The 24,006-nt window shown below is 75.5% G+C and carries 13 protein-coding genes; 11 read left to right on the forward strand and 2 right to left on the reverse strand.

Annotation, left to right across the window (positions count from 1 at the left end; translation table 11 throughout):
• Window positions 1-189: 189 nt before the first annotated feature.
• On the reverse strand, window positions 190-1,905 hold the full coding sequence (locus ACZ3KJ_RS18710; RefSeq protein ID WP_467528220.1) for an FUSC family protein: 1,716 nt from the start codon (window positions 1,903-1,905) through the stop codon (window positions 190-192).
• 268 nt (window positions 1,906-2,173) lie between these two features.
• On the opposite strand from ACZ3KJ_RS18710, the gene ACZ3KJ_RS18715 reads away from it, so the two are divergent.
• Both ACZ3KJ_RS18715 and ACZ3KJ_RS18720 read left to right on the forward strand, forming a co-directional pair.
• Window positions 2,174-2,653: an Lrp/AsnC family transcriptional regulator gene (locus ACZ3KJ_RS18715; protein ID WP_467528222.1), complete on the forward strand. Its 480-nt coding sequence runs from the start codon at window positions 2,174-2,176 to the stop codon at window positions 2,651-2,653.
• A 167-nt stretch (window positions 2,654-2,820) separates the two neighbouring features.
• Complete coding sequence (locus ACZ3KJ_RS18720) at window positions 2,821-5,625, forward strand: beta-L-arabinofuranosidase domain-containing protein (protein WP_467528223.1); 2,805 nt, start codon at window positions 2,821-2,823, stop codon at window positions 5,623-5,625.
• Between the two features lie 98 nt (window positions 5,626-5,723).
• Here the strand turns inward: ACZ3KJ_RS18720 and ACZ3KJ_RS18725 are convergent, their stop codons facing one another.
• Window positions 5,724-6,548: a LysR family substrate-binding domain-containing protein gene (locus ACZ3KJ_RS18725; protein ID WP_467528224.1), complete on the reverse strand. Its 825-nt coding sequence runs from the start codon at window positions 6,546-6,548 to the stop codon at window positions 5,724-5,726.
• Window positions 6,549-6,606: 58 nt separating this feature from the next.
• Here ACZ3KJ_RS18725 and ACZ3KJ_RS18730 point away from each other — a divergent pair, with 58 nt between their 5' ends.
• The 9 genes from ACZ3KJ_RS18730 to ACZ3KJ_RS18770 all read left to right on the forward strand — a co-directional run bounded on the left by ACZ3KJ_RS18730 (window position 6,607) and on the right by ACZ3KJ_RS18770 (window position 23,946).
• On the forward strand, window positions 6,607-7,020 hold the full coding sequence (locus ACZ3KJ_RS18730; RefSeq protein ID WP_467528226.1) for a DUF5997 family protein: 414 nt from the start codon (window positions 6,607-6,609) through the stop codon (window positions 7,018-7,020).
• Between the two features lie 279 nt (window positions 7,021-7,299).
• Complete coding sequence (locus tag ACZ3KJ_RS18735; protein ID WP_401697972.1) at window positions 7,300-7,689, forward strand: cold-shock protein; 390 nt, start codon at window positions 7,300-7,302, stop codon at window positions 7,687-7,689.
• Window positions 7,690-8,201: 512 nt separating this feature from the next.
• Entirely contained in the window at window positions 8,202-9,056 is an 855-nt protein-coding gene (locus tag ACZ3KJ_RS18740) for a DUF4132 domain-containing protein (RefSeq protein ID WP_467528228.1), read from the forward strand.
• The gene (locus ACZ3KJ_RS18745) at window positions 9,053-14,152 is read left to right on the forward strand and encodes a hypothetical protein (RefSeq protein WP_467528230.1); all 5,100 of its coding nucleotides are present in this window, start codon (window positions 9,053-9,055) and stop codon (window positions 14,150-14,152) included. The genes ACZ3KJ_RS18740 and ACZ3KJ_RS18745 overlap by 4 nt, the downstream gene beginning before the upstream one ends.
• Before the next feature lie 35 nt (window positions 14,153-14,187).
• Window positions 14,188-15,357: an ATP-binding protein gene (locus ACZ3KJ_RS18750; protein WP_467528603.1), complete on the forward strand. Its 1,170-nt coding sequence runs from the start codon at window positions 14,188-14,190 to the stop codon at window positions 15,355-15,357.
• A 5-nt stretch (window positions 15,358-15,362) separates the two neighbouring features.
• Entirely contained in the window at window positions 15,363-18,974 is a 3,612-nt protein-coding gene (locus ACZ3KJ_RS18755) for a vWA domain-containing protein (RefSeq protein WP_467528232.1), read from the forward strand.
• Window positions 18,975-19,345: 371 nt separating this feature from the next.
• Window positions 19,346-21,169, forward strand: coding sequence for a hypothetical protein (locus ACZ3KJ_RS18760; RefSeq protein ID WP_467528605.1), 1,824 nt, complete (start codon window positions 19,346-19,348; stop codon window positions 21,167-21,169).
• Window positions 21,170-21,324: 155 nt separating this feature from the next.
• A complete protein-coding gene (locus tag ACZ3KJ_RS18765) occupies window positions 21,325-21,942 on the forward strand; it encodes a DinB family protein (protein WP_467528233.1) in 618 nt (205 codons plus the stop codon).
• 165 nt (window positions 21,943-22,107) lie between these two features.
• The gene (locus ACZ3KJ_RS18770) at window positions 22,108-23,946 is read left to right on the forward strand and encodes a glycoside hydrolase family 15 protein (RefSeq protein ID WP_467528235.1); all 1,839 of its coding nucleotides are present in this window, start codon (window positions 22,108-22,110) and stop codon (window positions 23,944-23,946) included.
• Window positions 23,947-24,006 lie beyond the last annotated feature (60 nt).

Raw genomic sequence — 24,006 nt, forward strand, 5'->3', positions numbered from 1 at the left:
CGGGTCCGGACGGGTGTTTCCGCAGGCCCGCGGCGGGAGGCCCGATACGGGGCACGTCGAGGGCACCGACGGTCCGGGCGTGGCGCCGGACCCGGCCCGATCGTCCCGGCGTCGGCCCCGCGAGGGTCTTGAGGGTCTCCAGGGACTGGAGGGGCTGGAGGGCCTGGAGGGACGCGGGGCAGACGGGCCTCACGCCCCGACCAGCGGCTCCTCACGCCTGGCCCGCAGGGGGTGGGCCAGCTCCGCCAAGGCCCGCTCCAGACCGTCCAGGTGCGTGAGGGCGGATGCACCGCCGAGCGGCGGGCGGCGGTCGGCTGACCATGTCGGCGGGCGATCGGCGGGCGGCACCGGCGGGCGGTGGGCCAAGGCCATCGCCGAACGGTCGGCGTGCGGCACCGACGGACGGTCGGAGTACGGCACCGGCAGACCGTCGGCCAAGAGCACCGACGGACGGTCGGAGTACGGCACCGGCAGACCGTCGGCGTACGAGGTGGTCTGCGTGTGCGTGAGGTTCGGCTGCGGGCACTGCGCGCGGGCGGCCCGCTCCGGCCCGCCCACGGTCAGCGCCTCCACCGTGCCCTGCACACGCCGGCAGGCGGCGGCGAGGCGGGCGTCGTGGGAGGCCTCGGGGTCGGCGGCGACCGCGGCCAGGCCGCGGATCTCGCGGGCGCAGTCGTCGAGCAGGGCCAGGACCCGGCGGGCACGCCGCTTGCGGACGAGCACGGGGTTCAGCGGGTGGACGAGCGGGGCGACGGAGAGCCGTACCCGGCCGAGGAGCTGTTCGAGTTCGGCGACCCGTGCGGCGGGGTCGGCCTCCGGGTCGCCGGCGAGGCGTGCCGCGGCCTCCGCGGTGCAGGCGTGGACACAGCGCAGGGCACGCCGGATCCAGTCGTCGGTGACGGTGTGGGTGGTGACGGGCAGCACGAGCAGGACGGCCAGTACGGCACCGAGGGCGCCGACGCCGGTCTCCGCGACCCGCAGCGCCAGCAGGGCGGGGTCGAGGACGCCGAGGAGTCCGTAGAGCAGCTCGGCGAGCAGGGTCACCCAGAGCATCATCCAGGTGTAGGAGACGGCGGCGGTGTAGAAGATGCCGAAGACGCTGACGGCGGCCAGGGCGGCCGTGGGCACGCCGGCGCCGTTCACGGGGACGGCGACGAGCAGTCCGAGTCCGATGCCGAGGACCGTGCCGAGGACCCGGCGGAAGCCGCGCACCAGGGTCTCGCCGCGCGAGGTGGTGTTGACGAAGACCCACCAGGTGGCACCGACGGCCCAGTACCAGCGCTGGCCCGACACCAGCTGGCCCAGGACGAGGGCGAAGCCGGCGCCCGCCGTGGCCTGGGCCGCCTGACGGGTGGTGACGCGGACGAGTCCTCGGCCGCCCGGCGGCGCGGGAACGGGAGCGGGCGGCAGCCGGCGCTCGTAGCACCAGACCCCGAAGCGCACCGCCGCCGCGCTCAGCACGGACAGCACGACGGCCGCGCACAGCTCGGGCAGCCGGCCACCGGTCGCGTGCAGGAACTGGGCGACGAAGAACATCATGAACGCGAACACGCCGAGGCTGTGCCCGCGCGGCCCCCAGCGGCGCGCGTACACGCCCGCGCCGACGACGGCGAGGAAGGTGAGGTCGCGGGCCACCGGGTGGCCGTGCAGCAGGGCCGCGGCCGCCAGCACGGGCAGGCCGACGGCGGGCAGCAGCGCGGTGGTGACCGCCTGGCCGCGCACGGTGGCGTCGGTGACGGTGAACAGGGCGAGCAGCGCGGCGAGCCCGCCGGTGACGGCACCGGCCAGGGAGTGCCCGGCGAGGCCGCACACCACGACCGCCGACCCGATACCGAGGACGGCCCGCGCGGCGAACCGCAGCCGCGCCCGCCCCGGGTCCGGAGCCACGAACACCCTCTTCAGCACTGCTTCCCGCCCCTCCGTGACATCGGCACGCAAAAGGCGCCGCGGGGTCCGCAGCGCCATCGATGTCCCCATGACAGCATCCAGGCCACCACTGGCTCAAGTGTCTCCGTAGAAAGTGAGCCAATGGCGCACTGCTTCGCGCACAGGCAAGGCCATCAGCGGACCAACGGCCCAGGATCAAACGGCTCACCCACAGGGCGCGCCCCTGAGCCATTGGTACAGTCGCCGGAAGATCGCAGGCACGCAGACCGAGGAGGCCGGGCACCCCGTGGCCGTGGACGAGCTGGACACCCGCATCCTGCGCCTGCTGCTGGAGCAGCCGCGCACCAGCGCGCGCGAGTACGCGCGCCTCCTGGGCATCGCCCGCGGTACCCTCCAGGCCCGCCTCGACCGGCTGGAGCGGGAGGGCGTCGTCACCGGCACCGGCCCGTCCCTCTCCCCCGCGGCGCTCGGTCACCCGGTGCTGGCGTTCGTGCACATCGAGGTCACCCAGGGCCACCTCGACGACGTGGGTGACGCGCTGGCCGCCGTGCCGGAGATCGTCGAGGCGTTCTCGATCACCGGGGGCGGCGATCTCCTCACCCGGGTGGTGGCGCGGGACAACGCGCACCTGGAGGACGTCATCCAGAAGCTCATCAGCCTCCCGGGCGTGGTCCGCACCCGCACCGAGGTCGCCCTGCGCGAACGGGTGCCGCACCGCCTGCTGCCGCTGGTGGAGTCGATCGGCCGGTCCGCGGCCGGAAAGTGACCCCGAGCACGCCCGGCGGCCGGTCCGGCCGCCGGAGAGCGACCGCACACAAGGGCGGCCGATCCCGCCCACACCGTTGACGCTCCTCCGCGCCGCCTCTAACGTCTGGTCGATCTCTCGCACGCTGTCCGTGATATCGAACATACTGGCCTCCGGAGGAGCAGTACATGGCGCAGCCCCTCACCAGACGGACCCTCCTTCAGAGCGCGGTCCTCGCGGCCTCCGTCCCCGGCATCGCCGGCGGAGCCTCCGCGGCGTCCTCGGCGGCCACCGCCGCCCCGACCGCCGCGCTCCCGCCCCCGGCCGCCTGGACCCTGCTCCCCTTCGGCCTCGGCAGCGTCTCCCTCGGCCCCGGCGTCTTCGCGGACAAGCGCCGCCTGATGCTGGACCACGCCCGCGGCTACGACGTGAACCGGCTGCTCCAGGTGTACCGGGCGAACGCGGGGCTCTCCACGCTGGGAGCGGTCGCCCCCGGCGGCTGGGAAGGGCTCGACGGAGAGGCCAACGGCAATCTGCGCGGCCACTACACCGGCCACTTCCTGACGATGCTGTCCCAGGCCTACGCGAGCACCGGCGACCAGCTGTACGCCGACCGGATCGGGACCGTGGTCGGCGCGCTGACCGAGGTGCGCGAGGCGCTGCGGCACGACCCGGCCGTGCTGAGCGTCACCGGCAGGTTCGGTACGGCCGTGGAGAACGTCCGCGGCTCCTACCAGTACGTCGACCTGCCCGCCGGCGTCCTCGGCGGCGCGTCGGAGATCACCCTGGCCGCCTGGGTGAAGCCCACCCACGCCGGCGTCTGGGCCCGCGTCCTCGACTTCGGCGACGACACGACCCGCTATCTGTACCTGACCACGCGCAACGCCGGCGGGGTGCCCCGGTTCGCCGTCACCACCGGCGGGCCCGGCGCCGAGCAGGGCCTCGACGGCACCGCCCCGCTTCCCCTCGACGAGTGGAGCCACCTGGCGGTGACCCTCGCGGGAGGCACCGGCACGCTGTACGTCAACGGCACGGAGGTGGCCCGGAACACGGCCATGTCCCTCACCCCGGCTGCCCTGGGCACCCTCGCCCACCACTGGCTCGGCCGCTCCCACTACACCTCCGACCCCGTCTTCGCGGGCGCCTTCGGCGGCTTCGACGTGTGGTCGCGCGCCCTGAGCGCGGCGGAGATCGGCGGCCTGCGGAGCGTCCGCGGCACCGGCGACCTCGCCTCGTACGCCTTCGACGAGACGTGGGGCTCCACCTTCGCGGACGCCTCCGGGCACGGCCTGACCGCCACCCTGCGCCGCACCTGGGGCGGTCCCAGCCACCCCGGTTTCCTCGCGGCCTACCCGGAGACGCAGTTCATCGAGCTGGAGTCGATGACCGCCAGCGACTACACACGGGTGTGGGCGCCCTACTACACCGCGCACAAGATCCTGCGAGGCCTGCTGGACGCCCACCTCGCCACCGACGACGCCCGCGCCCTCGACCTGGCGTCCGGGCTGGGCGACTGGATGCACTCCCGGCTGTCACCCCTGCCCGAGGCCACGCTCCAGCGGATGTGGGGGCTGTTCTCCAGCGGCGAGTTCGGCGGCATCGTCGAGGCGATCTGCGATCTGCACGCGCTCACCGGCAAGGCCGAGCACCTCGCGCTCGCCCAGCTGTTCGACCTCGACCGGCTCATCGACGCGTGCGCCGCGAACACCGACATCCTGGACGGCCTGCACGCCAACCAGCACATCCCGATCTTCACCGGGTACGTCCGGCTGTACGACGCGACGGGCGACGAGCGCTACCTCACCGCCGCGAAGAACTTCTGGGACATGGTCGTACCGCACCGGATGTACGGCATCGGCGGCACCAGCACGGGTGAGTTCTGGAGGGCGCGGGACGTCGTCGCGGGCACCCTCAGCGCCACGACCGCCGAGACCTGCTGCGCGTACAACCTGCTGAAACTCAGCCGGCTGCTGTTCCTCCACGAGCAGGACCCGAAGTACATGGAGTATTACGAGCGGGCCCTGCTCAACCAGGTCCTCGGCTCCAAGCAGGACACCCCCGACGCCGAGAAGCCGCTGGTCACCTACTTCATCGGGCTCACGCCGGGACACGTCCGCGACTACACCCCCAAGCAGGGCACCACCTGCTGCGAGGGCACCGGCATGGAGAGCGCCACCAAGTACCAGGACTCGGTCTACTTCGCGGCCGCCGACGGCAGCGCCCTCTACGTCAACCTGTACAGCCCCTCCACCCTGACCTGGGCGGAGAAGGGCGTCACCGTCACGCAGAGCACGGACTTCCCGCGCGAGCAGGGCACCACGCTCACCGTCCGGGGCCGGACCGCGTCCTTCGCGCTGCGGCTGCGCGTGCCGTCCTGGGCGACCGCCGGGTTCCGGGTGACGGTCAACGGCCGCGGGGCCGGCGGCACCCCCACTCCGGGGAGCTACTTCACCGTGTCCCGGACCTGGCACGACGGGGACACCGTCCGCATCGAGGCGCCGTTCCGGCTGCGCGTCGAGAAGGCCCTGGACGACCCGTCCCTCCAGACCCTGTTCCACGGCCCGGTCCATCTCGTCGCCCGCGACGCCGCCACCACCTACCTGGAGTTCGGCCTCTACCGCAACGCGGCCCTCTCCGGCGACCTGCTGCCCTCCCTCACCCCCGTGGACGGGAAGCCGCTGCACCACACGCTGGACGGGACCGAGTTCGCCCCGTTCTTCGAGGGCACCGAGGATCCGACCCACGCCTACGTGCGCCGGGCCGAACCCCGGGTGGTCTTCGGCAACAGCGACTCCGGCGTGGCCAACCCCGCCAAGGCGGACGGCACCACCCTGCTCGACGAGGTCTGGGCGGGGGCGCCGTTCAGCGGCAAGGCGGCGCTGGTGGCCCGGGTGCGGAGCGTGGTGAACGCCTGGGTGGCCGACGGACTGCTCGGACAGGCCGACGGAGAGACGGTGGTGAGCACGGCGCGGAGCGCGACCTTCGTGCCGTGACGGATCGCGGATGACGGATGACGGATGACTGATCGCGGCTGGCGGATCGTGGATCGCGGATCGTGGATCGTGCGCTGACGTCGCCCGGTGCGCGGCCGTTACGACCGGCGGCGCGGCCTGCCGCCGCCGGTACCGCGCCGGCCGCCGCCCTGGGACCCGCCGGCGCGGCCGCGGGTCGCCCCACCCGCCGCGGCCTTGCGCGGGGCGCCACCGCCGGACTGCGGAGTCCGCCGTTCGCCCTTCCGCTCCTGCTTGCGGTCGCCCTTGCCGTCGCCGCTCCGCTCGCCCCCGCGCTCCACCGGTGCCTGCTGGGCCCGGCCGCGCGTGCTGTTGACGGTGCGGCCCCGGACGATGCCGATGAAGTCCTCGACCAGGTCGGTGGTCGCGTCCTCGGGCCACGACAGCGCGACGCTCGACTGCGGGGCGTCCACGACCGGGCGGTACGTGAGGTCGCGGCGGTGGTGCAGACGGGCCAGCGACTGGGGCACGACCAGGACGCCGATGTTCGCCGCGACCAGTTCGATCGCGTCCGCCGTGGTCGCCGGGCGCTCGAAGGCGGGCTCGCCGGGCAGCCGCTCCCAGCCGAGGACATCGTCGAGGGGGTGGAGAACCACCTCGTCGGCGAGGTCGGCGAGGGTCACCTCGTCCGCCGCGGTCAGCAGGTGGTCCTTGGGGACCACGACGACGCTCGTCTCGGTGTAGAGGGGGATCGCGCTGAACACCGTACGGTCCACCGGGAGCCGTACGAAACCGGCGTCGGCGGCCCGGTCGCGCAGCACGCCGGAGGCCTCCTCCGCCGTCACCTGGAGGAGGGCGAGGGGGACGTCGGGCAGGCGCTCCTCCCAGGTCCGCACCCACTTGGCGGGCGTCACTCCGGGGACGTACGCGAGCCGGAACGAGGGGGAATCCGCCGAGTCGGTCATCCCGCCAGGCTACCGGCTGTGGTCGGGGGCGCCGTCCGCGGCCGATAGTCTGGACGGCATGAAGTCGCACCAGAGCACCCAGACGATGAAGCCCGCGACCGCGGCGAAGAAGCTGGGTGTGTACCTCCCCGCCACCCCCGCCGAGTTCCAGGAGGGTGTCGTCTCGCGCGCCGAGCTCAACGAGCTCCAGGCGAACCCGCCGGCGTGGCTGCGCGCGCTGCGGGAGAGCGGTCCGCACCCCCGTCCGGTCGTGGCGGCCAAGCTGGGCGTGTCGATCGCGGGACTGGCCCGGGGAGGCGTCACCGAGGCGCTGACCACCGAGCAGATCGAGGCCCTCAAGACCGCCGGTCCCGAGTGGCTGGCGAAGGAACGCGCCACCCAGGCGGAGGTCCGCAAGGAGGCGGTCCGCCTCAAGCAGCGCAACGCCGAGAAGGCCGAGAAGGCGGAGCGGGCCGCGCGCACGGAGCGCTGACCCGGAACCCGGCCGACGGTTCGCGGGGCGCGGTACGCGGCCGACGGTCGGCGACCCGCGGTTCGCGACCCACGATGGCCCGCAGGGAAGAGACCCTCGACCGCGGCGCTCCCCGCGTGGTGCGGTCCGGCGCCCGGGTTCCTTCACCTGCGCCGTGGCGGGCCGACGCGGCGCTGTACCGTGCGCAGTGAGCCCCGGGAGTCGCTCGGGGGCCGTCGGGCTGACTACGATCTGGCCAGGTTCACCGACGTGGGTGTTTCGAGGTTGTTGGGGGTCGGGATGGTTGCTGGTCGTGTGGTGCGCTTCGACAGCCAGCGTGGTTACGGGTTCATCGCGCCCGACGACGGCGGCGAGGACGTCTTCCTGCACGTGAACGACATGCTGATGCCCGAGTCGCAGGTGCGGCGGGGCATCGTCGTGGAGTTCGAGATCGAGGACGGCGAGCGCGGGCCGAAGGCGTCCGGGGTGCGGCTCGCGCGGGGCGCGGACGGCAAGCCGCTGGCGGCCGACGACGACGTCCTGTGCGACGTGCTCAGCACGGAGGAGTTCACCCGGGACGTCACCGAGGCCCTGCTGACGGCGGCGCCCTCGCTCACCGCCGAGCAGATCCTCCAGGTCCGGGGTTCACTGGCCCAGTTCGCGAAGAACCACGGCTGGGTCGAGGGCTGAGCGTCCCGGCCGGGGCTCCCGGCCGGACGTTCCCTGTCGGCCCCGGCTCCGGTGGAGCCGGGGCCGGCACGGGTCGGTGCGCCCGCCGTCCCCGCCCGGGCGAGCGTGTACCGGCCGCGGGAGGTGCGGGCGGCCCCGGAGTGTTCCGGAGCGTCGGTGCCCCGGGCGTCGATGCCCGCATCAGGGCCCGCCTGTCGATCGCCTCGATGATCGAGGCGACGCATGCCGTCCGGCGCGTCTCCCGGAACACAATCAGATCGTCAGGACGCCTCCGACGGAACGTCGGCGGAACCTCGCCGGGACGCCGGGCGGAGCGAGCGGCTCCTGACCGGAACGAGCCCTCCGCGGGCTGCTGTCCGCTCATCGAGCCAGCCGCGCTCACCTCCGTTGACCTGGGACTTCGTCTCGGTGGTGCCGCGCATCGCCGTGCCGCCGCCTCGGCCCGGGACTCGTTGTCAGTGGCCTGTTCTACAGTTCCCGTCACTTGATCACTGCGGGTGCGGGAGGCACACATGGGGTGGGTGTCGGCCGGCGACTACGAAGTCGCCCTCGACGACGGCAAGGTGGTGTGCCGCAACGCGGCCGGGCGGCGGTTGAAGTCCGTACCGCCCAAGATCGCGGACGATCCGGCCGTGGTGGGCCTGCGTCAGCTCGTCGAGTGGCTGGAGCGGCACGAGCGCCAGTGCCTGTCCGACGTCGAGCGGTGGATGGTGCGCTCGCTGCCGGTACCGCTCACGGTCCTCACCCGGGTGTGGCCCGACCCGGCGTGGCGGGCCGCCCTGCGCGACCTCGTCGTCACGGGGGCCGACGGCGAGGTGGCCGGTTTCCTGCGGGACGCCGACCCCGAGCGCGGTCTCGGTCTGGTCGACCTGGACGGCGACACCGTCCGGATCGCACCGGACCTCGTCCGGCTCCCGCACCCGGTGCTCCTCGACGACCTGGAGGAACTGCGGGAGTTCGCCGTCGAACTCGGCGTCGAGCAGCGCGCCCAGCAGCTCTTCCGCGAGGTGTGGCACCGGCCCGCCGCACTCGACGCGGAGGCCGCCTCCGTCGAGGACTACGCGGGCGGGCTCTTCAAGCAGCTGCGGTTCCTGCACGGCCGGGCGGCGCAGCTCGGCTACCGCGTGCGCGGCGGCCACGCCGTGTGCTCCGTCCTGGAGGACGGCCGTGGCGTCGAGGCCCGGGTGTGGGTCGGTGACTACGACGGCTACGAGGAGACGGAGACCGGCCCGCTGGTCTTCACCGACGGCGCGGGGCGGGCACTGAAGCTCGGTCAGGTCGGGCCGGTGGCCTGGTCGGAGGGAATGCGCATGGCGGCCGCGCTGTACGCGGGCCGCGACATCGAGGACGAGGAGCAGGCGGCATGACGTACGACGAGACCACCACGGCCGCGCTGCTCGACGCCGGCGCCGTCCTGCCGCCGGGCACCACCGGCCGGGAGGACGCCGACGTCCTCACCGTCCGCACGTACACGCACCCCGTTCTGGACGACCGGCGGGTCGTGCGGCTGGTGGCGGGCACGCTCGGCGAGGCCGAGGACCTCGCCCTGGACTTCCTGGGGCTGGTCCGCGAGCCGGAGACGCCCGAGGTCGGCCAGGTGCGCCGGGAGACGCTCGGCTTCCCCGCCTGGGCGCTGGTCAACGACCCGGCCAACGGGCACCACGCGCTGGCCCTGGTCAAGGACGTCGAGCGGCTCGCCCGGCAGGCCAAGTCCCGCCCCGGCACCGCCAAGGAGGGCTTCGAAGCGCTCGGCACGAGGCTCGGCCGGGCCGTGCCGCACTTCCTGCCCACCTTCTACGAGCAGGCCGCCCGGGTCTTCCTCCAGCACGAGAACACCACCTACGCGGCCGCGTTCTTCGGCAAGGCCCGCGAGGCCGAGCGGGTGCACGCGCTGGCCGTCGACGAGGAGCGGCAGCGGGCCGTGTTCCTGGAGTTCGCCTTCGCCGGGGCGCTCACGGTCAAGGCGCTCAAGGAACACGTGAAGGCCCTCGCGGCACGGCTCAGCCCCGCCGACGCCTGGACGCAGTTCCGGCAGCTGACCGTGGAACGCTGCGCGGCCGGCATGCCGCCGTACGCCTCGCTGCCGCAGGACGCGCGCGGGCTGATCAAGGCCGCCGGGCTCGACCGGGTCACCGAGGAGTGCTCCCTGGTCGCCGACCTGCTCGCCTCCCCGGCGGCGGTCCGGGCGCCGGCGTCCTTCTGGAACACCTACCGGGCGGCCCTCGTCGTCCTGGCCGAACAGCAGCCCGCCGTACGGGCCCGGCTGCTGGAGATCATGCCGGCGGGCCTGGGCCGGTCCACCGAGGACGACGAGTTCTGGCTGGCGCTGCTCGCCGAGACCCGCGCCGACCTGCTGCTGACCGGGGACGCCGGGGCGACCGCCGACGGGGAGGACCCGGCGGCCGGTGTCGACCCGGCGGACTGGCTCAGCCGCTGGGCCCTGCACCGCAAGCACGGCTCGTCCGTCTCCGACCGCTCGCCGTCCACGCTCGCGCTCGTCGAGCGGATGGCGCCGCGGCTGCGCGCCCGGGGCCGCGCCGTGGACCTCTTCACGGGCCGCTGGCACGCCGGCGCCGACCTCGACCTGCTGGACCTGTGCGTCGCCCAGGGCGTACCCCTGACGCCGCCCGCGGCCGACCAGGACGTCTTCCTGCCGCTGAACCGCTGGTTGCAGGACACCCGGCCCGGCCGCCGCGATCTGACGGCCCTCGCGGCCGACCCGCGCCACCGGCGGCTGCTGTACCGGTCCGTCGGCACCCTGAGCGGCCACCGCCCCGAACCGGAGCTGCTGGACGGCCTGGCCGGGCACCCGGTCCTCGCCGACGTGCTGCGGGAGTGGCTGGACGACGCGGCCGAGGAGCTGACCGGCGCGGCCGGCCTGCCCGCGGCCCGTACGGCGCTCGACCGGCTGCGTCCGTTCCGGACGGTCGCCGCCCGGGTGAGCCCGGCCGCCGTCGCCAAGGTCGCCGCGCACCGGGCGGCGCCGCTGCTCGGCCGCACCCTGCGGGCCGGGATCCCCGACGAGCTGGGCTGGCCCGCCCTGGAGGAGGCGCTGGCGCGGCTCGACGCCGAGACCCGGAGCGGCCGCGACGACACCCTGGCCGTGGAGGAGGCCTGGCCCGCGCTGATCCTCTCCCGCCGGCACAAGGCGATCGTCGTCGGCCCGCAGGAGATCCTGCTGGAGCACGACCTGCGGCTGCCCACGGAACTGGACCGCTGGCAGCGTCCCGTCTTCCGGTACACGGACGGGGAACTGCTGGTCATGTGGCGGCAGGGCGGCAAGCAGTTCGGCTACTGGTCGGCCCGCCCCTCCGAGGTGTTCCCGCTCGGCGGCGAACAGCTCCCCCACTGGTACGGCAGCGGCGACGCGGGCGAGCCGTCGATCCCGCTGCCCGGGGGCGGCCGCGCCACCGGCGGCCGCGCCCTGCACGCCGGGGACACGGTCGTACCGCCCGGCCGTCCCGTCCTCGGGGACGGCACCTCGTACTGGCGCCAGGGCCGGGAGGGCCGCCGCCGCGTGTGGCTGGAGTACGACCCGGCCACCGGCACGCACGGACGTGCCTCGCTGCCCGCGTTCCTGCGGACCGGGATCCGCGAGGACACGACCCTGCTCCAGCAGCACTGCGCGGTGCTGCCGCTCCAGCCCGGTCTGGAAGACAGCCCGTTCGGCACGGACGGCACGGTCCTCGGCCGCTGGGTGCGCCGGGAGGGCACGGGCGCCGAGGCCCGTACGACCGCCGGCACCCCGGACGGGCGGACCGTCAGCCTGCCTGCGGGCCGGGTCCGGGATGCGGGCGTGCCGCTCGGCGCGCTGCGTCTGCCCGGCGCCGAGCCCATGGTGGTCGCCCTGCACCGGCACCTCGCCCTGTACACGGCGGACGAGGAGGCCGGCGCGCTGGAGTGGGGGCGGGTGACGCCCCTGGAGCGCGGCGGCGAGTTCGCCGCCGGTACGCGCCTCGTGCCGCCGGTCGACTTCTGGCACGCGCTGCGGCCCCGGGACGAGGAGGCGTCGGCGCTCCTGCGGGCCCTGGACGACGACCGGGCCGGGGAACTGCTGCGTGCGGGCGCCCGGGCCCTCGCGGAGCGGGCGGCGCTGGCGGCGGCAGCGGCCAAGGCGTCGGACGCGGGCGCGGCCGCGGCGGGCACGGCGGCCGGCACGGCGGCTGCGGGAACGTCGGCCGTGGGAACGGCGGCGGTGGGCGTGACGGCCACGGAGCAGGCCGTCCCGAGCGCCGACCGCGTGCTCCAGGACGCCGTCTCCCGTTGCCTGCCCGCGCTCACCGAGCCGCACCTGCTCGCCGGTGTCGCCTCCCTCGTGCGTGCCGTGGTGCGTCTGGAGGAGTCGACCGCCGCCTTCGTGGCGCCTCCGGTGGAGCGGCCGCAGGCCGACCGGCGGCGTACCGAGGGCATGTTCGGCGACTACCGCCCCGAGAACGGCGACGACCAGACCCTGCGCGAGGCCGTGGGCGGATTCGCGCACCTGCACGGCTGGGCGGGCAGCGACCCGCGCCACACCGTCCTGCGGCAGATCCGCGCCGTGAACCACGTGCTCTCCGGGAAGCCCGCCGACGGCAGGCCGCTGCCCGCGGGGGCCAGGCTCACCTCGGCCGCCGGCGGGTGGGACAGCGACGACTTCACCGTGCCGGGCATGGGGCTGATGTGGCCGTCCGTGCTGGACGCGCTGCGCCCGCTCGCCTACCGCGCCGCCTCCCCGACCGTCACGGAGGCGCACCGGGAGGCACTGCTGCTGCTGTTCGAGGCGATCACGGAGGGACCGCTGGCCGCACCGGGCGGCGCCCTGCGCGAGATCGTGCTGAGCGAGCCGTTGCCCAGGCAGGAGCGGTCCGGTCAGGTGCTGCGCCGGGACGGCCGCACCGTGGTCGTCCTCGACTGCCGGAACGTCGACACGCGGGGCGGGCGCGTGCACTGGCTCGCCCTGGACCACGATCCGGCGGGCGTGTTCGGCGCGGTCGCCCACTTCACGCTGGAGCGGGAGACCGCGCACCCGCCGGTGTTCGCCGCCGACGCGCTGGCCGCCGTGACCCGGCTGGTACGGGAGAAGGGGGCCGCGCCCTGGCAGGCGGAGGCGCCCGACGCCCTCGCCGCGGTGACCGGGGGCGGGCTGGGGCCGGTGCAGGCGGCCCTGCTGCTCGCGGGCAGGCCGGGACAGCTCACGGACGAGGTGATCGCCGCGACCGGCCTGAAGCCGCGGCAGAAGAACCAGGGCGACGCGCTGCTGGGCTCGCTCCCGGCCGACGACCTGGCGGCGCTGACCGGCGCCCTGCTCCCGGAGACCCCCGGGGACCTGTGGACCCGCGGACCCGACACGGACGCGGTGGGCCGCGTGTGGCAGGAGCGGCTCGGCGGGATCGTCCGGCTGCCCGAGGACCTCGCCGGTGAGCTGTCCCTCGCCGGCCTGCCCACGGTCTCCGCCGAACAGGTCCTCAATCCCGGGCGTACCCCCTGGCTCAGCCGCACCACGGTCCAGCGTCCCGACAAGGACGGCGACCTGGTCCCGGACGATCCCGACGCGCTGCCGGGACGGTACGACCTGACGCGTGGCGTGGCCGCGCTGGCGGGACTCGCCTACTCCCTGCCGTACGGTCACCCGCTGCGCGCCGCCCTGCCGGAGGGCCTGGCCGCGCTGCGCCGCCGGGTCGCCGACCCGGGGCTGCTGCTGGACCTCGACGTCACCTGGGCGGAGAACGGCGGGACGACCGCGGCCCAGCTGCGCGGGGCGTACGGTCTGCCGGCCGCCGGGGGCGCCGGCGCGGACGGCATGACGCGGCTGGGCGAGGTCCTCGTGCTGCGCCCCTGGTACGAGGACGAGGAGGCCGTCCTGGTGCGCCCGGCCGGACTCACCGGACCGGACGACGCCGTGTTCGGGCTCGCCGAAGGGCTGATCGGGGCGGGCCGCGGTGCTGGTCTGCGGGCGCTGCGGACGATCCTCGGCGACGATCTCGCCCGCGCCCTCGCCGCCGGTGGCGGCACCGAAGGGCCCGCCGGGTACGCGCAGGACCCCACGGTGAGCGTGCCGGAGCTGGTGTCCGAGGTCGCCGTGACGCACGGCCTCGGCGAGGACGCCGCCGCGCTGTACCTCCAGCTGCTGGCCCTGCCCGACCCCACGGACCGCAACTGCGCCCGCTGGACCGGCTGGAAGCCCGCCCGGGCGAAGAAGGCGCGCGCCGAACTCGCGGCCACCGCTCTCGTCGTCGAGGCCAAGCGGCCGCGGGCCGGACGCACCCTGTTCCTGCCGTGCGGCTGGTACGACTTCAAGGCGCCCGCGCTGCCGGTGGAGGTCTGGAAGGAAGGCCTGTACCCCGTCCGCGACCATTCCCTCGCCGTGCCCCTGGTGCCGGTGCCGGAGCTGTTCACCCGTGCGTGGGACCGCGTCCGCACCGGGGACGCCCCGGCCTACGAGGAACTCACCACCCGCGCCACCCGCAAGGGCCGCCGCCGATGACCGCCGTCCCGCCCCACCTGGAAGACACCACGTCGATGACCACCGCCCTCACCTCGTCCCCCGCCCGCCAGATCGTGCCGCCGGAGGAGCGGTACGCCGCCGAACTGGCCTTCCTCGCCGCCTACGACGACGGGCCGCGCCCGCCCGCCTGGCGGCTCACCCCGCGCGCGGTCGTCACGTTCGTCATGGGCAGCGACGGCCGGGCACTGAAGCTGCCCGAGGGAGCCGAGGTGCCCGAGGGCGTGCCGCGCCGCATGGCGGTCGAGGGCAAGTTCGTCGGCGACCGGGCACTGGTCGAGCGGTGTGTGGTGACCCTCGCGGGCGAGCGCGGTCTGCTGCTGGTCGGCGAGCCGGGCACCGCGAAGTCCATGCTGTCGGAGCTGCTGTCGGCGGCCGTGTGCGGCACCAGTGGCCTGACGGTCCAGGGCACCGCCGGCACCACCGAGGACCAGCTCAAGTACGGCTGGAACTACGCCCTGCTGCTGGCGCAGGGCCCCAGCCCGCAGGCGCTGGTGCCGTCGCCGGTGCTGACCGCCATGCGCCGGGGAGCCGTCGCCCGGGTCGAGGAGGTCACGCGCTGTCTGCCCGAGGTGCAGGACTCCCTGGTGTCGCTGCTGTCGGAGCGGCGCATCGCCGTGCCCGAACTGGCGGGCACGGACGACGCGTTGGCGCACGCGGCGCCCGGGTTCAACCTGATCGCCACGGCCAACCTGCGGGACAAGGGCGTCTCGGAGATGTCCGCCGCCCTCAAGCGGCGGTTCAACTTCGAGACGGTGGGCCCGATTCCGGACCTCGACGCGGAGACCGCGCTGGTGCGCGGGCAGGCGCGGGCGTCCGTGGAGCGGGCGGGGGCGCCGTTCCAGGTCGACGACGCCGTGCTGGAGGCCCTCGTCACCGCGTTCCGGGACCTGCGGGAGGGCCGGTCGGCGGAGGGCTGGGAGGTGGAGCGGCCGTCCACGGTGATGAGCACCGCGGAGGCGGTGTCCGTCGCGGGCGCGCTGGCACTCGCGGCGGCGTACTTCCCGGGGGACCACGACGTGCTCGGCCTGCTGCCGGGGCATCTGCTCGGGGTGGTCCGCAAGGACGACCCCGCCGACGCGGCCCGCCTGCGCGGCTACTGGGACGGCCCGGTGCGCCGGCGCGCCGAGCAGGGTTCCGCCACCTGGCGCACCCTGTGGGACCTGCGCGCGGTCCTGGAGGGCTGACGGCCGTGCCCCTCACCCCCAGCACCGGGTCTCCCGGTACCTCCGCCGACACACCGGCCGCCGCGCCCGGCGACGTGTCCCGTTCCGCCCGGTCCCCTCACGACGGGTTCCCCCTGCCCCTTGGGGCGGGGGGTGGCCCCGACGCGGCACTGGCCGCCCTCACCGGTCCGGCGGCGCCCTACCTGGTCGGCGTACGGCACCACGCGCCGTCGCTGGCCGCCGCGATGCCCGCGCTGCTCGACGGGGCACGTCCGGACGTGCTGCTCGTGGAGCTGCCGGCCGAGATGCAGGAGTGGCTGCCGTGGCTCGGGCACGAGGAGACACGGGCCCCGGTAGCGCTCGCCGCGGCCCCCGGCGACGGGGGCGGAGGGCCGGCGTTCTATCCGTTCGCGGACTTCTCGCCGGAACTGGCGGCCGTGCGCTGGGCCGCCCGGCACGGTGTGCCGGTGATCGCCTGCGACCTGCCGCTCGCGGACCGGGCGTGGGACGAGGGCCGCCGAGCCCCGGCGCCGGGCGCCGGCGGTCCCGGGCTCACCGCCGCCCTGCGGGCCGGGCTGACCGGCCGTCCCGGGGACGACCTGTGGGACCGGCTCGTCGAGGCCACCGCCCCCGGCTCCCCGCCCGAGGCGCTGCGCCGGGCGGCCCTGCTGACCGGGTGGGCGCTGCGCGAGGACGCGGCCGCCTCGGACGGAGTGCCCGCACTGGATCTGCGGCGGGAGCGGTGGATGCGGGCCCGGCTGGCCGAGGCCACCGCGCGCGGGGAGCGGGCCGCCGTGGTGGTCGGCGCGTTCCATGCCCCGGCGCTGGTGGGAGAGCCCGCGGACGAGGAGGCCGGAGCCGCCCCCGACGGGCGCCGGACGGTCTGGACGACCTCGCTGATCCCGTACACCTACGCCCTCCTCGACGAGCGCTCCGGCTATCCGGCCGGCATCCGGGACCCGGAGTGGCAGGACAGGGTGCTGCGCGCGGCGGGTGATCCGACGGCGCTGGAGGAGGCGCTGACGCGGGCCGCCGTGGAGATCTGCGCGGAACTGCGGAGTCTCGGGCATCCGTCGGGGCCCGCCGACGCGCGCGAGATCGCCCGCCTCGCCTCCGACCTCGCCCGGTTGCGCGGGCTGCCCGCGGCGGGCCGGGGCGAACTGGTCGAGGCCGTGCAGACGGTGCTGGCCCAGGGCGAGCCGTACGGGCGGGGGCGGGCCGTGGCGCGGGCGATGGAGCGGGTGCTCGTCGGCACGCGCACCGGGCGCCCCTCACCTCGGGCGCCGCGCAGCGGTCTCGCCCCGGCGGTGGAGGCCGAGGTCGCGGAGCTGGGCCTGCCCGGCCCCACGACGGGCGGTCCCGGCACGGCCCGTGACCTGCGCCTGGACCCGCTGCGGTCCGACCTCGACCGGCGCCGTGAGCTGCTGCTGCGCCGGCTGACGGTGTGCGGGGTGCCGTACGCGCAGGCCAGGGAGGTGGCCGGCGCGGGCGGGGCCGAGGCCCTCACCTCGCGCTGGGAGGTGCGCTGGACGCCCGCGACGGCGGCCATGCTGACCGCGGCCGCCGTGCGGGGTGTGACCCCGGCGCAGGCCGCCGAGGGCGTGCTGCGGGAACGGCGGCGCGCGGAGCGGGACGAGGGAGGTCCGACGGCCGCGCAGTGTCTGGAAGGGCTCGCGCGGGCGGCGGAGTGCGGTCTGCCCGCGCTCACCGACGAACGTCTCGACGACGTCGCCGAGTCCCTTCCCCCGGCGGGCACGCTCCCCGAACTCCTCGCCGGTCTGAGCCTGGTGGACCGGCTGCGCGCCGGTCACGTCCCCGGCCTCGGCGCCGACCCGGACCGTACGGCCCGGGCGGCCGCCACCGCCGAGCTGCTCACCTCCGCGGCGGTACGGCAGGTGGACGGCCTGACCGGGTCCGAGGACCCCGCCGACGCGCACGCCCTGCTCGAACTGGCGCACCGCGCCGACCTGCTGGGCGGCATCCGGCTCACCGACGCCCTCGCCCGGCTCGCCGCCGACGGCTCGCCCCTGATGCGCGGGGCCGCCGGGGCCGTCCGTGTCCTGCTCGGGCAGGAGGACGCCCGCGTCCTCGGCGACCGGGTGGCTTCCTGGGTGGACGGCGCCGTCGACCCCGACTCCCGCGCCGCGCTCACCGCCCGGCTCGGCGGGCTGCTCACCGCCGCGGGCCCGTTGCTGGAGGCGGCGGCGCCCGCGCTGGAACCGCTGCTCGACCGGGTCGCGGAACTGCCCGACCGGGAGTTCCTCGACCGGCTGCCGGCACTGCGGGGCGGTTTCGACACCCTGAGTCCCGCGGCGCGCGACCGGCTCCTGGCGGCCGTCGAGGAGCGTCTCGACACCGCACGCGTCGCCGACACCGACGGGATCGACCCGGCCGCGCTCGCCGTGTGGACCGGGGCGGACCTCGCCGCCCGCGGCACCCTGCGCTCGCTCGGCCTGCTGCCCGCACCGGGAGACCCCGGGGCCGGCACCACCACGGAAGGCGCCGCCGCGCCGTCGGCCGACGAGGACCGCCGCCTGGCGCCCGCCGACCGGTGGCGGCTCGTCCTGGGCCGCCGTTCCGACCGGCTGCCGGCGTCCGTGGCGCCGCTGGCGACCGCGCTGGACGAGCTGTACGGCAGCGGGCGCGGAGAGGGCAGCAGAGGCGATCTCACCGGGGCGGGGACCGGCGGCGGCCGGGAGGTGCCGTACCCGGGGGTGCGGGAGTGGTCGCAGGAGCTGGCCGCGCTGTTCGGGCCCGGTATCCGGGAGGAGGTGCTGGCGGCGGCCGCCGCGGCGGGCCGCAAGGACGTCCTCACCGAGCTGGACGCCGACAGCGTGCGGCCCTCGGTGGATCTGCTGCGGACCGTGCTCCGCCACGCCGGCGGGCTGCCCGAGGCCCGGCTGGCCGCGCTGCGCCCGCTCGTCCGGCGGCTGGTCGACGCCCTGACCCGGCAACTGGCCACCCGACTGCGTCCCGCCCTGCACGGCACGGCCCTGCCGCGCCCCAGCAGACGGCCCGGGGGCGGCCTCGATCTGGCCCGCACCCTGCGGGCCAACCTGGCGACCGCGCGCCGCGGCCCGGACGGCACCGTCCAGGTCGTCCCCGAGCGCCCGGTGTTCCGTACCCGGGCCCGGCAGGCCGCCGACTGGCGGCTGATCCTGGTGACGGACGTGTCCGGCTCCATGGAGGCGTCCACGGTGTGGGCCGCGCTGACCGCCTCGGTGCTGGCGGGGGTGCCGACATTGTCGACGCACTTCCTGGCGTTCTCGACGGAGGTCATCGACCTCACCGGGCACGTGGAGGACCCGCTGTCGCTGCTGCTGGAGGTCAGCGTCGGCGGCGGCACGCACATCGCGGCGGGGCTGCGGCACGCGCGCGAGCTGGTCACCGTGCCCTCGCGGACCCTCGTCGTGGTCGTCAGCGACTTCGAGGAGGGCTATCCGCTGGGCGGCCTCCTGGCGGAGGTCCGCGCGCTCGTCGGGGCGGGCTGTCACGTCCTGGGCTGCGCGAGCCTCGACGACACGGGCCGGCCCCGTTACTCCACGGGTGTCGCGGGCCGGCTCGTCGCCGCGGGCATGCCCGTCGCCGCCCTCAGTCCGCTCGAACTGGCCCGCTGGGTAGGGGAGAAGATCGCATGAGCCAGGACCTGTCGGGGGAGACGAGGCAGTCGGGGGAGGCGGGGGAGGCGCGGGACCGGACGGATCCGGCACCGCCGCCGCACCGGACGGAGCGGGGCCCGTCGGCTCCGGACCCATCGGCTCCGGACCCATCGGCTTCGGACCGATCGGCTCCGGACCCATCAGCTTCCGACCGATCGGCTCCGGACTCATCGGCTCCGGCCCCATCGGTTACGGACTCATCGGGTTCGGCCCCATCGGCTCCGGACCCATCGGTTACGGGCCGGTCCGCGGGCCAGTCGATTACGGGCCCGCCGACCGACCCGTCGTATCCGGAGCCGCCGACGGACGCGTCGCTTCCGGAGCCGACCGCGGAGGGGCCGGGCTCCGGGCTGCCACCGGTCGATCCGTCCGTCACCGCCGAACTCGTCGGGGCGCTCTCCCCCCGGCTCCGCAAGCGGCTGGACGCGGGCGTGGCCAAACTCGCGGCGCGGCCGGTCGTCCGTGCGGGCGACACCGTACGGATCGCCGTCGACGACGACACCGACCTCGTTCTGCACGCACCCGGCGGGACGGTGACCGCCGCGGACGCGATCCGGTGCGGGTGCCTGCTGGCCCCGGACTGTCTGCACCGTGCGGCGGCGGCGTCGGCCGCTCCGGTGGCCGAGGCCGCCGACGCCCCCGCCGACCCGCCCGTAGCCGCCCGTGCCGGCGCTCCGGCCGGAGCCCGTGCCGAAGCCCCGGCCGCGACCGCCGCGGAGGGGGACGGCCGGCGGACGGAAGCAGCAGGGCCCGAGAGCGGCCCGGACGCCCGAAGGGAGGAGCGGGCGGAAGCCGAGACCGCCACCGACGGCCGGCGCACCGCCGCACGGGCCGTGTACGAGGCGACGGCCGCCGTCCTCGAAGCGGGCACCGACGGGGCCGGCGCCGTGCTCCAGGCGGAGCTGCTGCGCGCCGCGCACACCGCTCGTCTGGCGGGCCTGCCCCGGGCCTCCGCCGCGGCGGTCTCCGTGGTCACCGGGGTGCGCGCGGCGCGCTCCGCCGACCCCGCGTACCGGCTCGCGGACCTGTCGGCCGCCGTGCGCGAGGTCCTGGACCTCACCCACCGGCTGCCGCGGGCCGACGGCCGCGAACTGGCCGACCTGCGGGGCACGGTGCGGCAGCCGTACCGCCCGGACGGTTCCCTGCGCCTGTACGGGCTCTTCTCCGAGCCCGTCCTGACGGCGACCGGGTACGCGGGCGCCGTCAGCTGGACCGCCGACGCCCAGGGACGCCTCTACACGGTCTCCGACGTGGCCCCGGGCGGCCCGGGGCGCGCGACCGGAGCCGCCGACCGGGCCGTGCGCATCGGCGACACCGCCCTGACCCACCGCGAACTGTCGCGCGCGGGCCTCGCGGTGTCCGGCGCGACCGTCTCGCCGACGGGCCGGCTCGGCGCGGGGGCCGGGGTGCGGGCGGTGCGCGCGGCCGGCGCGTCGTGGTACGGCGAGCCGCTGGACCGACTGTGGTCCGTCCCCGTCCCCGAGCAGGTGTCCCGGGCCCTGAAGGACGGTCACGACCTGCTGTTCCTCGATGTGACGCTGCGGGGCACGGTCCGGGAGACGGCCGGCGAGTGCCTGCTGGCCGACTGCGACGGCCTGGCCCTCCGCCTGGTCACGGCCCATGACGATCCCGCTCTCCCCTACCGCGACAACCTCCGTCTCCTGGCCGCCGCCGGGGGCAGCCGGCTGCGGATCGTCGCCCGCCTCGCCCCGGGGCCGCTCCCCCGCGCCCTGCTGCTCGCCGCCGAGCATCCCGGCGACCCCACCGCCCGGGTGGATCTGGGGCTGGACCGTCTCCAGCACGCGGACCTGCCCCCGGCGGCGGCCCCGTCGTCGGACGCGTCGGCGCCCGCGGTGGACGAGGCCCCCTTGCACCTGCTGCGCCGCCGCGTCCACCAGGCGGTGTCCGGGGGCCGCCGGGTGCTGGCGTTCCCCGGCAGCGGCGGGGCGGGCGACAGCGCGCGCCTGCGCCGCTGCGGCCTGGCCACGGCGGGCGATCTCCTGGACGCGCTGCACACGGCCGCCGCGGACCGTTCCCGTGACGTCTTCGGACGTCTGCTCCCGGCGGACACGGACCGGTTCTCCCGCGCCTGGCTGGCCGCCGCTCTCTACACGGAGGAGGTGGAGCGAGCACTGTGCGCGGCGGCATGGGGCGGATCCGTCCACGCCGCGTAGGCCGGTGGCCGCCGACAGGAACCGGACCTCCGCGGACGGGGAACCCGATGTCGGCGCCACATCGGCCCGCCCCGCCCCTTTAGGTCAGGATCTGTCCTCTATCGCTCCTAACGTGTTCCTCGTCCACGGAAGACGACCGACGGAGGCCGCAGACCATGAACACGCCGAAGCACCTGGAAGAGCCGAGCACCGTGACCGAGTCCGCTGCCACGGCCGAGCCGGCCGCCACGCCCACGACCGCCCCCGCCGCCGGCCTGCCGGCCGTCACCGGCGAGCGGGCGGACCTGCTGGAGTCACTGACCGCCCACCGCCGCTTCCTGCGCCTGACCACGCGTGACCTGACCGACGAGCAGGCGGCGCGGCGCACCACGGTGAGCGAGCTGTGCCTCGGCGGCCTGATCAAGCACGTCACCTCGGTCGAGCGGGGCTGGGCGGACTTCATCCTGAAGGGTCCGTCGGCACTGGGCGACTTCAGCAGCATGACCGAGGCGGACTGGGAGCGGCGCGCGAACGAGTTCCGTCTGCTGCCCGGCGAGACGCTCGCCGGGGTCCTGGCGGAGTACGGCCGGGTGGCCGGCCGTACGGACGAGCTGGTCGCCACCCTGCCGGACCTGGACGCGGCGCACCCGCTGCCGCCGGCCCCGTGGTTCGAGCCCGGCGCGCGGTGGTCGGCCCGCCGGGTGCTGCTGCACATCGTCGGCGAGACCGCCCAGCACGCCGGTCACGCCGACATCATCCGGGAGGCCCTGGACGGGGCGAAGAGCATGGGGTGAGCGGCCGGCGCGCCTCCCCGCGGGCCCCGTGCCGTACGGCCGTGTCGCCCCGCCGCTCCCTCCTCCGGCGGTCCCGCGGGAGGAGGGAGCTTAGGCTGGAAGCCTCGCCAGGCGTTCACGGCCGCCGCGGGCATCGTGCTCGCCGGCCGGGCCAGGGAGGCTGCGATGACGGATGCGTCGAGCGACCGGTACCCGCACGGAGACGCCCGCTGCCCGGAGGTCGCCGAGCACGGGCTGATCGGCGACCTGCGCACCGTGGCCCTGGTGGGGACGGACGGCACGATCGACTGGTACTGCTGCCCTTGTTTCGACTCCCCGAGCGTGTTCGCCTCGATCCTGGACACCGAGCGCGGCGGGGCCTTCACGCTGGGGGCCGCGGTTCCCGCCCGGACGAAGCAGTTCTACTTCCCCGACACCAACGTCCTGATCACCCGGTTCTTCACCGAGGACGGGGTCGGCGAGGTGCAGGACTTCATGCCGGTGACCGGCCGGGGCGAGGTCGAGGCGGAGCGGCACCGGCTGATCCGGCGGGTGGTGTGCGTGCGCGGCTCCCTGCCGTTCCGGGTCCGCGTCGCACCGCGGTTCGCCTACGGTGCCCGTGCGCACACCCTCCGGATGGCCGATGACGTGGCGGTCTTCGCCTCCGACGACCTGTCGTTGGCGCTGACCGCCACGGTGGCCATGGAGACCGACGGGCGGGACGCTCACGCGGAGTTCAAGCTGGTCGAGGGCGAGTCGGCGGTGTTCGCGCTCGACCAGGTCGGCGGCGAGGTGACCCCGCGCGGATGTGCGCGGGCCGAGGCGGAGGAGCAGTTCAACGCCACGGTGGCGTACTGGCGGCACTGGCTGGCCGCCTCCCGGTACCGGGGCCGCTGGCGGGAGATGGTGCACCGTTCGGCCCTCACCCTGAAACTGCTCACCTACGCGCCCACGGGGGCGATCGTCGCCGCGCCGACCACGAGCCTGCCGGAGCAGCTGGGCGGTGACCGCAACTGGGACTACCGCTACGTCTGGGTGCGCGACGCGGCCTTCTGCGTGTACGCGCTGCTGCGGCTCGGCTTCACCGACGAGGCCGAGGCGTTCATGGAGTTCGTGACCCGGCACATCAGCCCGGGTGACGGAAGGCCCTCCGGCCCGCTTCAGATCATGTACGGCATCGACGGGCGCACGGACCTTCCGGAGTCCGAGCTCACCCATCTCGGCGGTCATCACGGCTCGGCGCCGGTGCGGATCGGCAACGCCGCCGCGGAGCAGCTCCAACTCGACATCTACGGGGCGCTGATCGACTCGATCTACCTCTACGACAAGTGGGCGCGGCCCGTCTCCAGCGACCAGTGGGACGACGTGTGCGCCCTCGTCGATTGGGTCTGCGACCACTGGGACCAGCCGGACGAGGGCGTCTGGGAGACCCGCGGCGGCCGTAAGAACTTCCTGTACTCGCGGTTGATGTGCTGGGTGGCCATCGAGCGGGCCATCCGGATGGCGCACCGGCGCGGCCTGCCCGCGGACCTGCCCCGATGGCAGGAGTGCCGGGACGCGATCTACCGGCGCATCCACTCCCGTGGCTGGTCACCGGGCCGCCGGGCCTTCGTGCAGCACGAGGACGGGGAGGTGCTGGACGCGGCCGTGCTGATGATGCCGCTGACGAAGTTCATCGCGCCGACCGACCCGAAGTGGCTGTCCACGCTGGACGCGCTCACCCACGACCTGGTGTCGGACTCCCTCGTCTACCGCTACGACCCGCTGGCCAGCCCCGACGGGCTGCACGGCGCCGAGGGCACCTTCTCCATCTGCTCCTTCTGGTACGTGGAGGCCCTCGTGCACGCGGGCCGGCTCGACGAGGCACGGCTCGCCTTCGAGAAGATGCTGACGTACGCCAACCATCTGGGTCTGTACGCCGAGGAGATCAGCCACACCGGGGAGCAGCAGGGCAACTTCCCCCAGGCGTTCACGCATCTCGCGCTGATCAGCGCGGCGTTCAACCTGGACCGGGCGCTGGGCTGACGGGCGACGGGTCGCCCGGCGCCCGGCGCCCGGGGGGACGCCGGTCCGGGACGACGCCGC

The sequence above is a fragment of the Streptomyces sp. NPDC003248 genome (assembly GCF_055563235.1).

What these genes read in the sequence shown, in the direction of transcription:
- ACZ3KJ_RS18720 (WP_467528223.1), top strand. Translation starts at nt 2,821, where the DNA reads ATGGCGCAGCCCCTCACCAGACGGACCCTCCTTCAGAGCGCGGTCCTC.
- ACZ3KJ_RS18725 (WP_467528224.1), bottom strand. Translation starts at nt 6,548, where the DNA reads ATGACCGACTCGGCGGATTCCCCCTCGTTCCGGCTCGCGTACGTCCCC.
- ACZ3KJ_RS18730 (WP_467528226.1), top strand. Translation starts at nt 6,607, where the DNA reads ATGAAGTCGCACCAGAGCACCCAGACGATGAAGCCCGCGACCGCGGCG.
- ACZ3KJ_RS18735 (WP_401697972.1), top strand. Translation starts at nt 7,300, where the DNA reads ATGGTTGCTGGTCGTGTGGTGCGCTTCGACAGCCAGCGTGGTTACGGG.
- ACZ3KJ_RS18740 (WP_467528228.1), top strand. Translation starts at nt 8,202, where the DNA reads ATGGGGTGGGTGTCGGCCGGCGACTACGAAGTCGCCCTCGACGACGGC.
- ACZ3KJ_RS18745 (WP_467528230.1), top strand. Translation starts at nt 9,053, where the DNA reads ATGACGTACGACGAGACCACCACGGCCGCGCTGCTCGACGCCGGCGCC.
- ACZ3KJ_RS18750 (WP_467528603.1), top strand. Translation starts at nt 14,188, where the DNA reads ATGACCACCGCCCTCACCTCGTCCCCCGCCCGCCAGATCGTGCCGCCG.
- ACZ3KJ_RS18765 (WP_467528233.1), top strand. Translation starts at nt 21,325, where the DNA reads ATGAACACGCCGAAGCACCTGGAAGAGCCGAGCACCGTGACCGAGTCC.
- ACZ3KJ_RS18770 (WP_467528235.1), top strand. Translation starts at nt 22,108, where the DNA reads ATGACGGATGCGTCGAGCGACCGGTACCCGCACGGAGACGCCCGCTGC.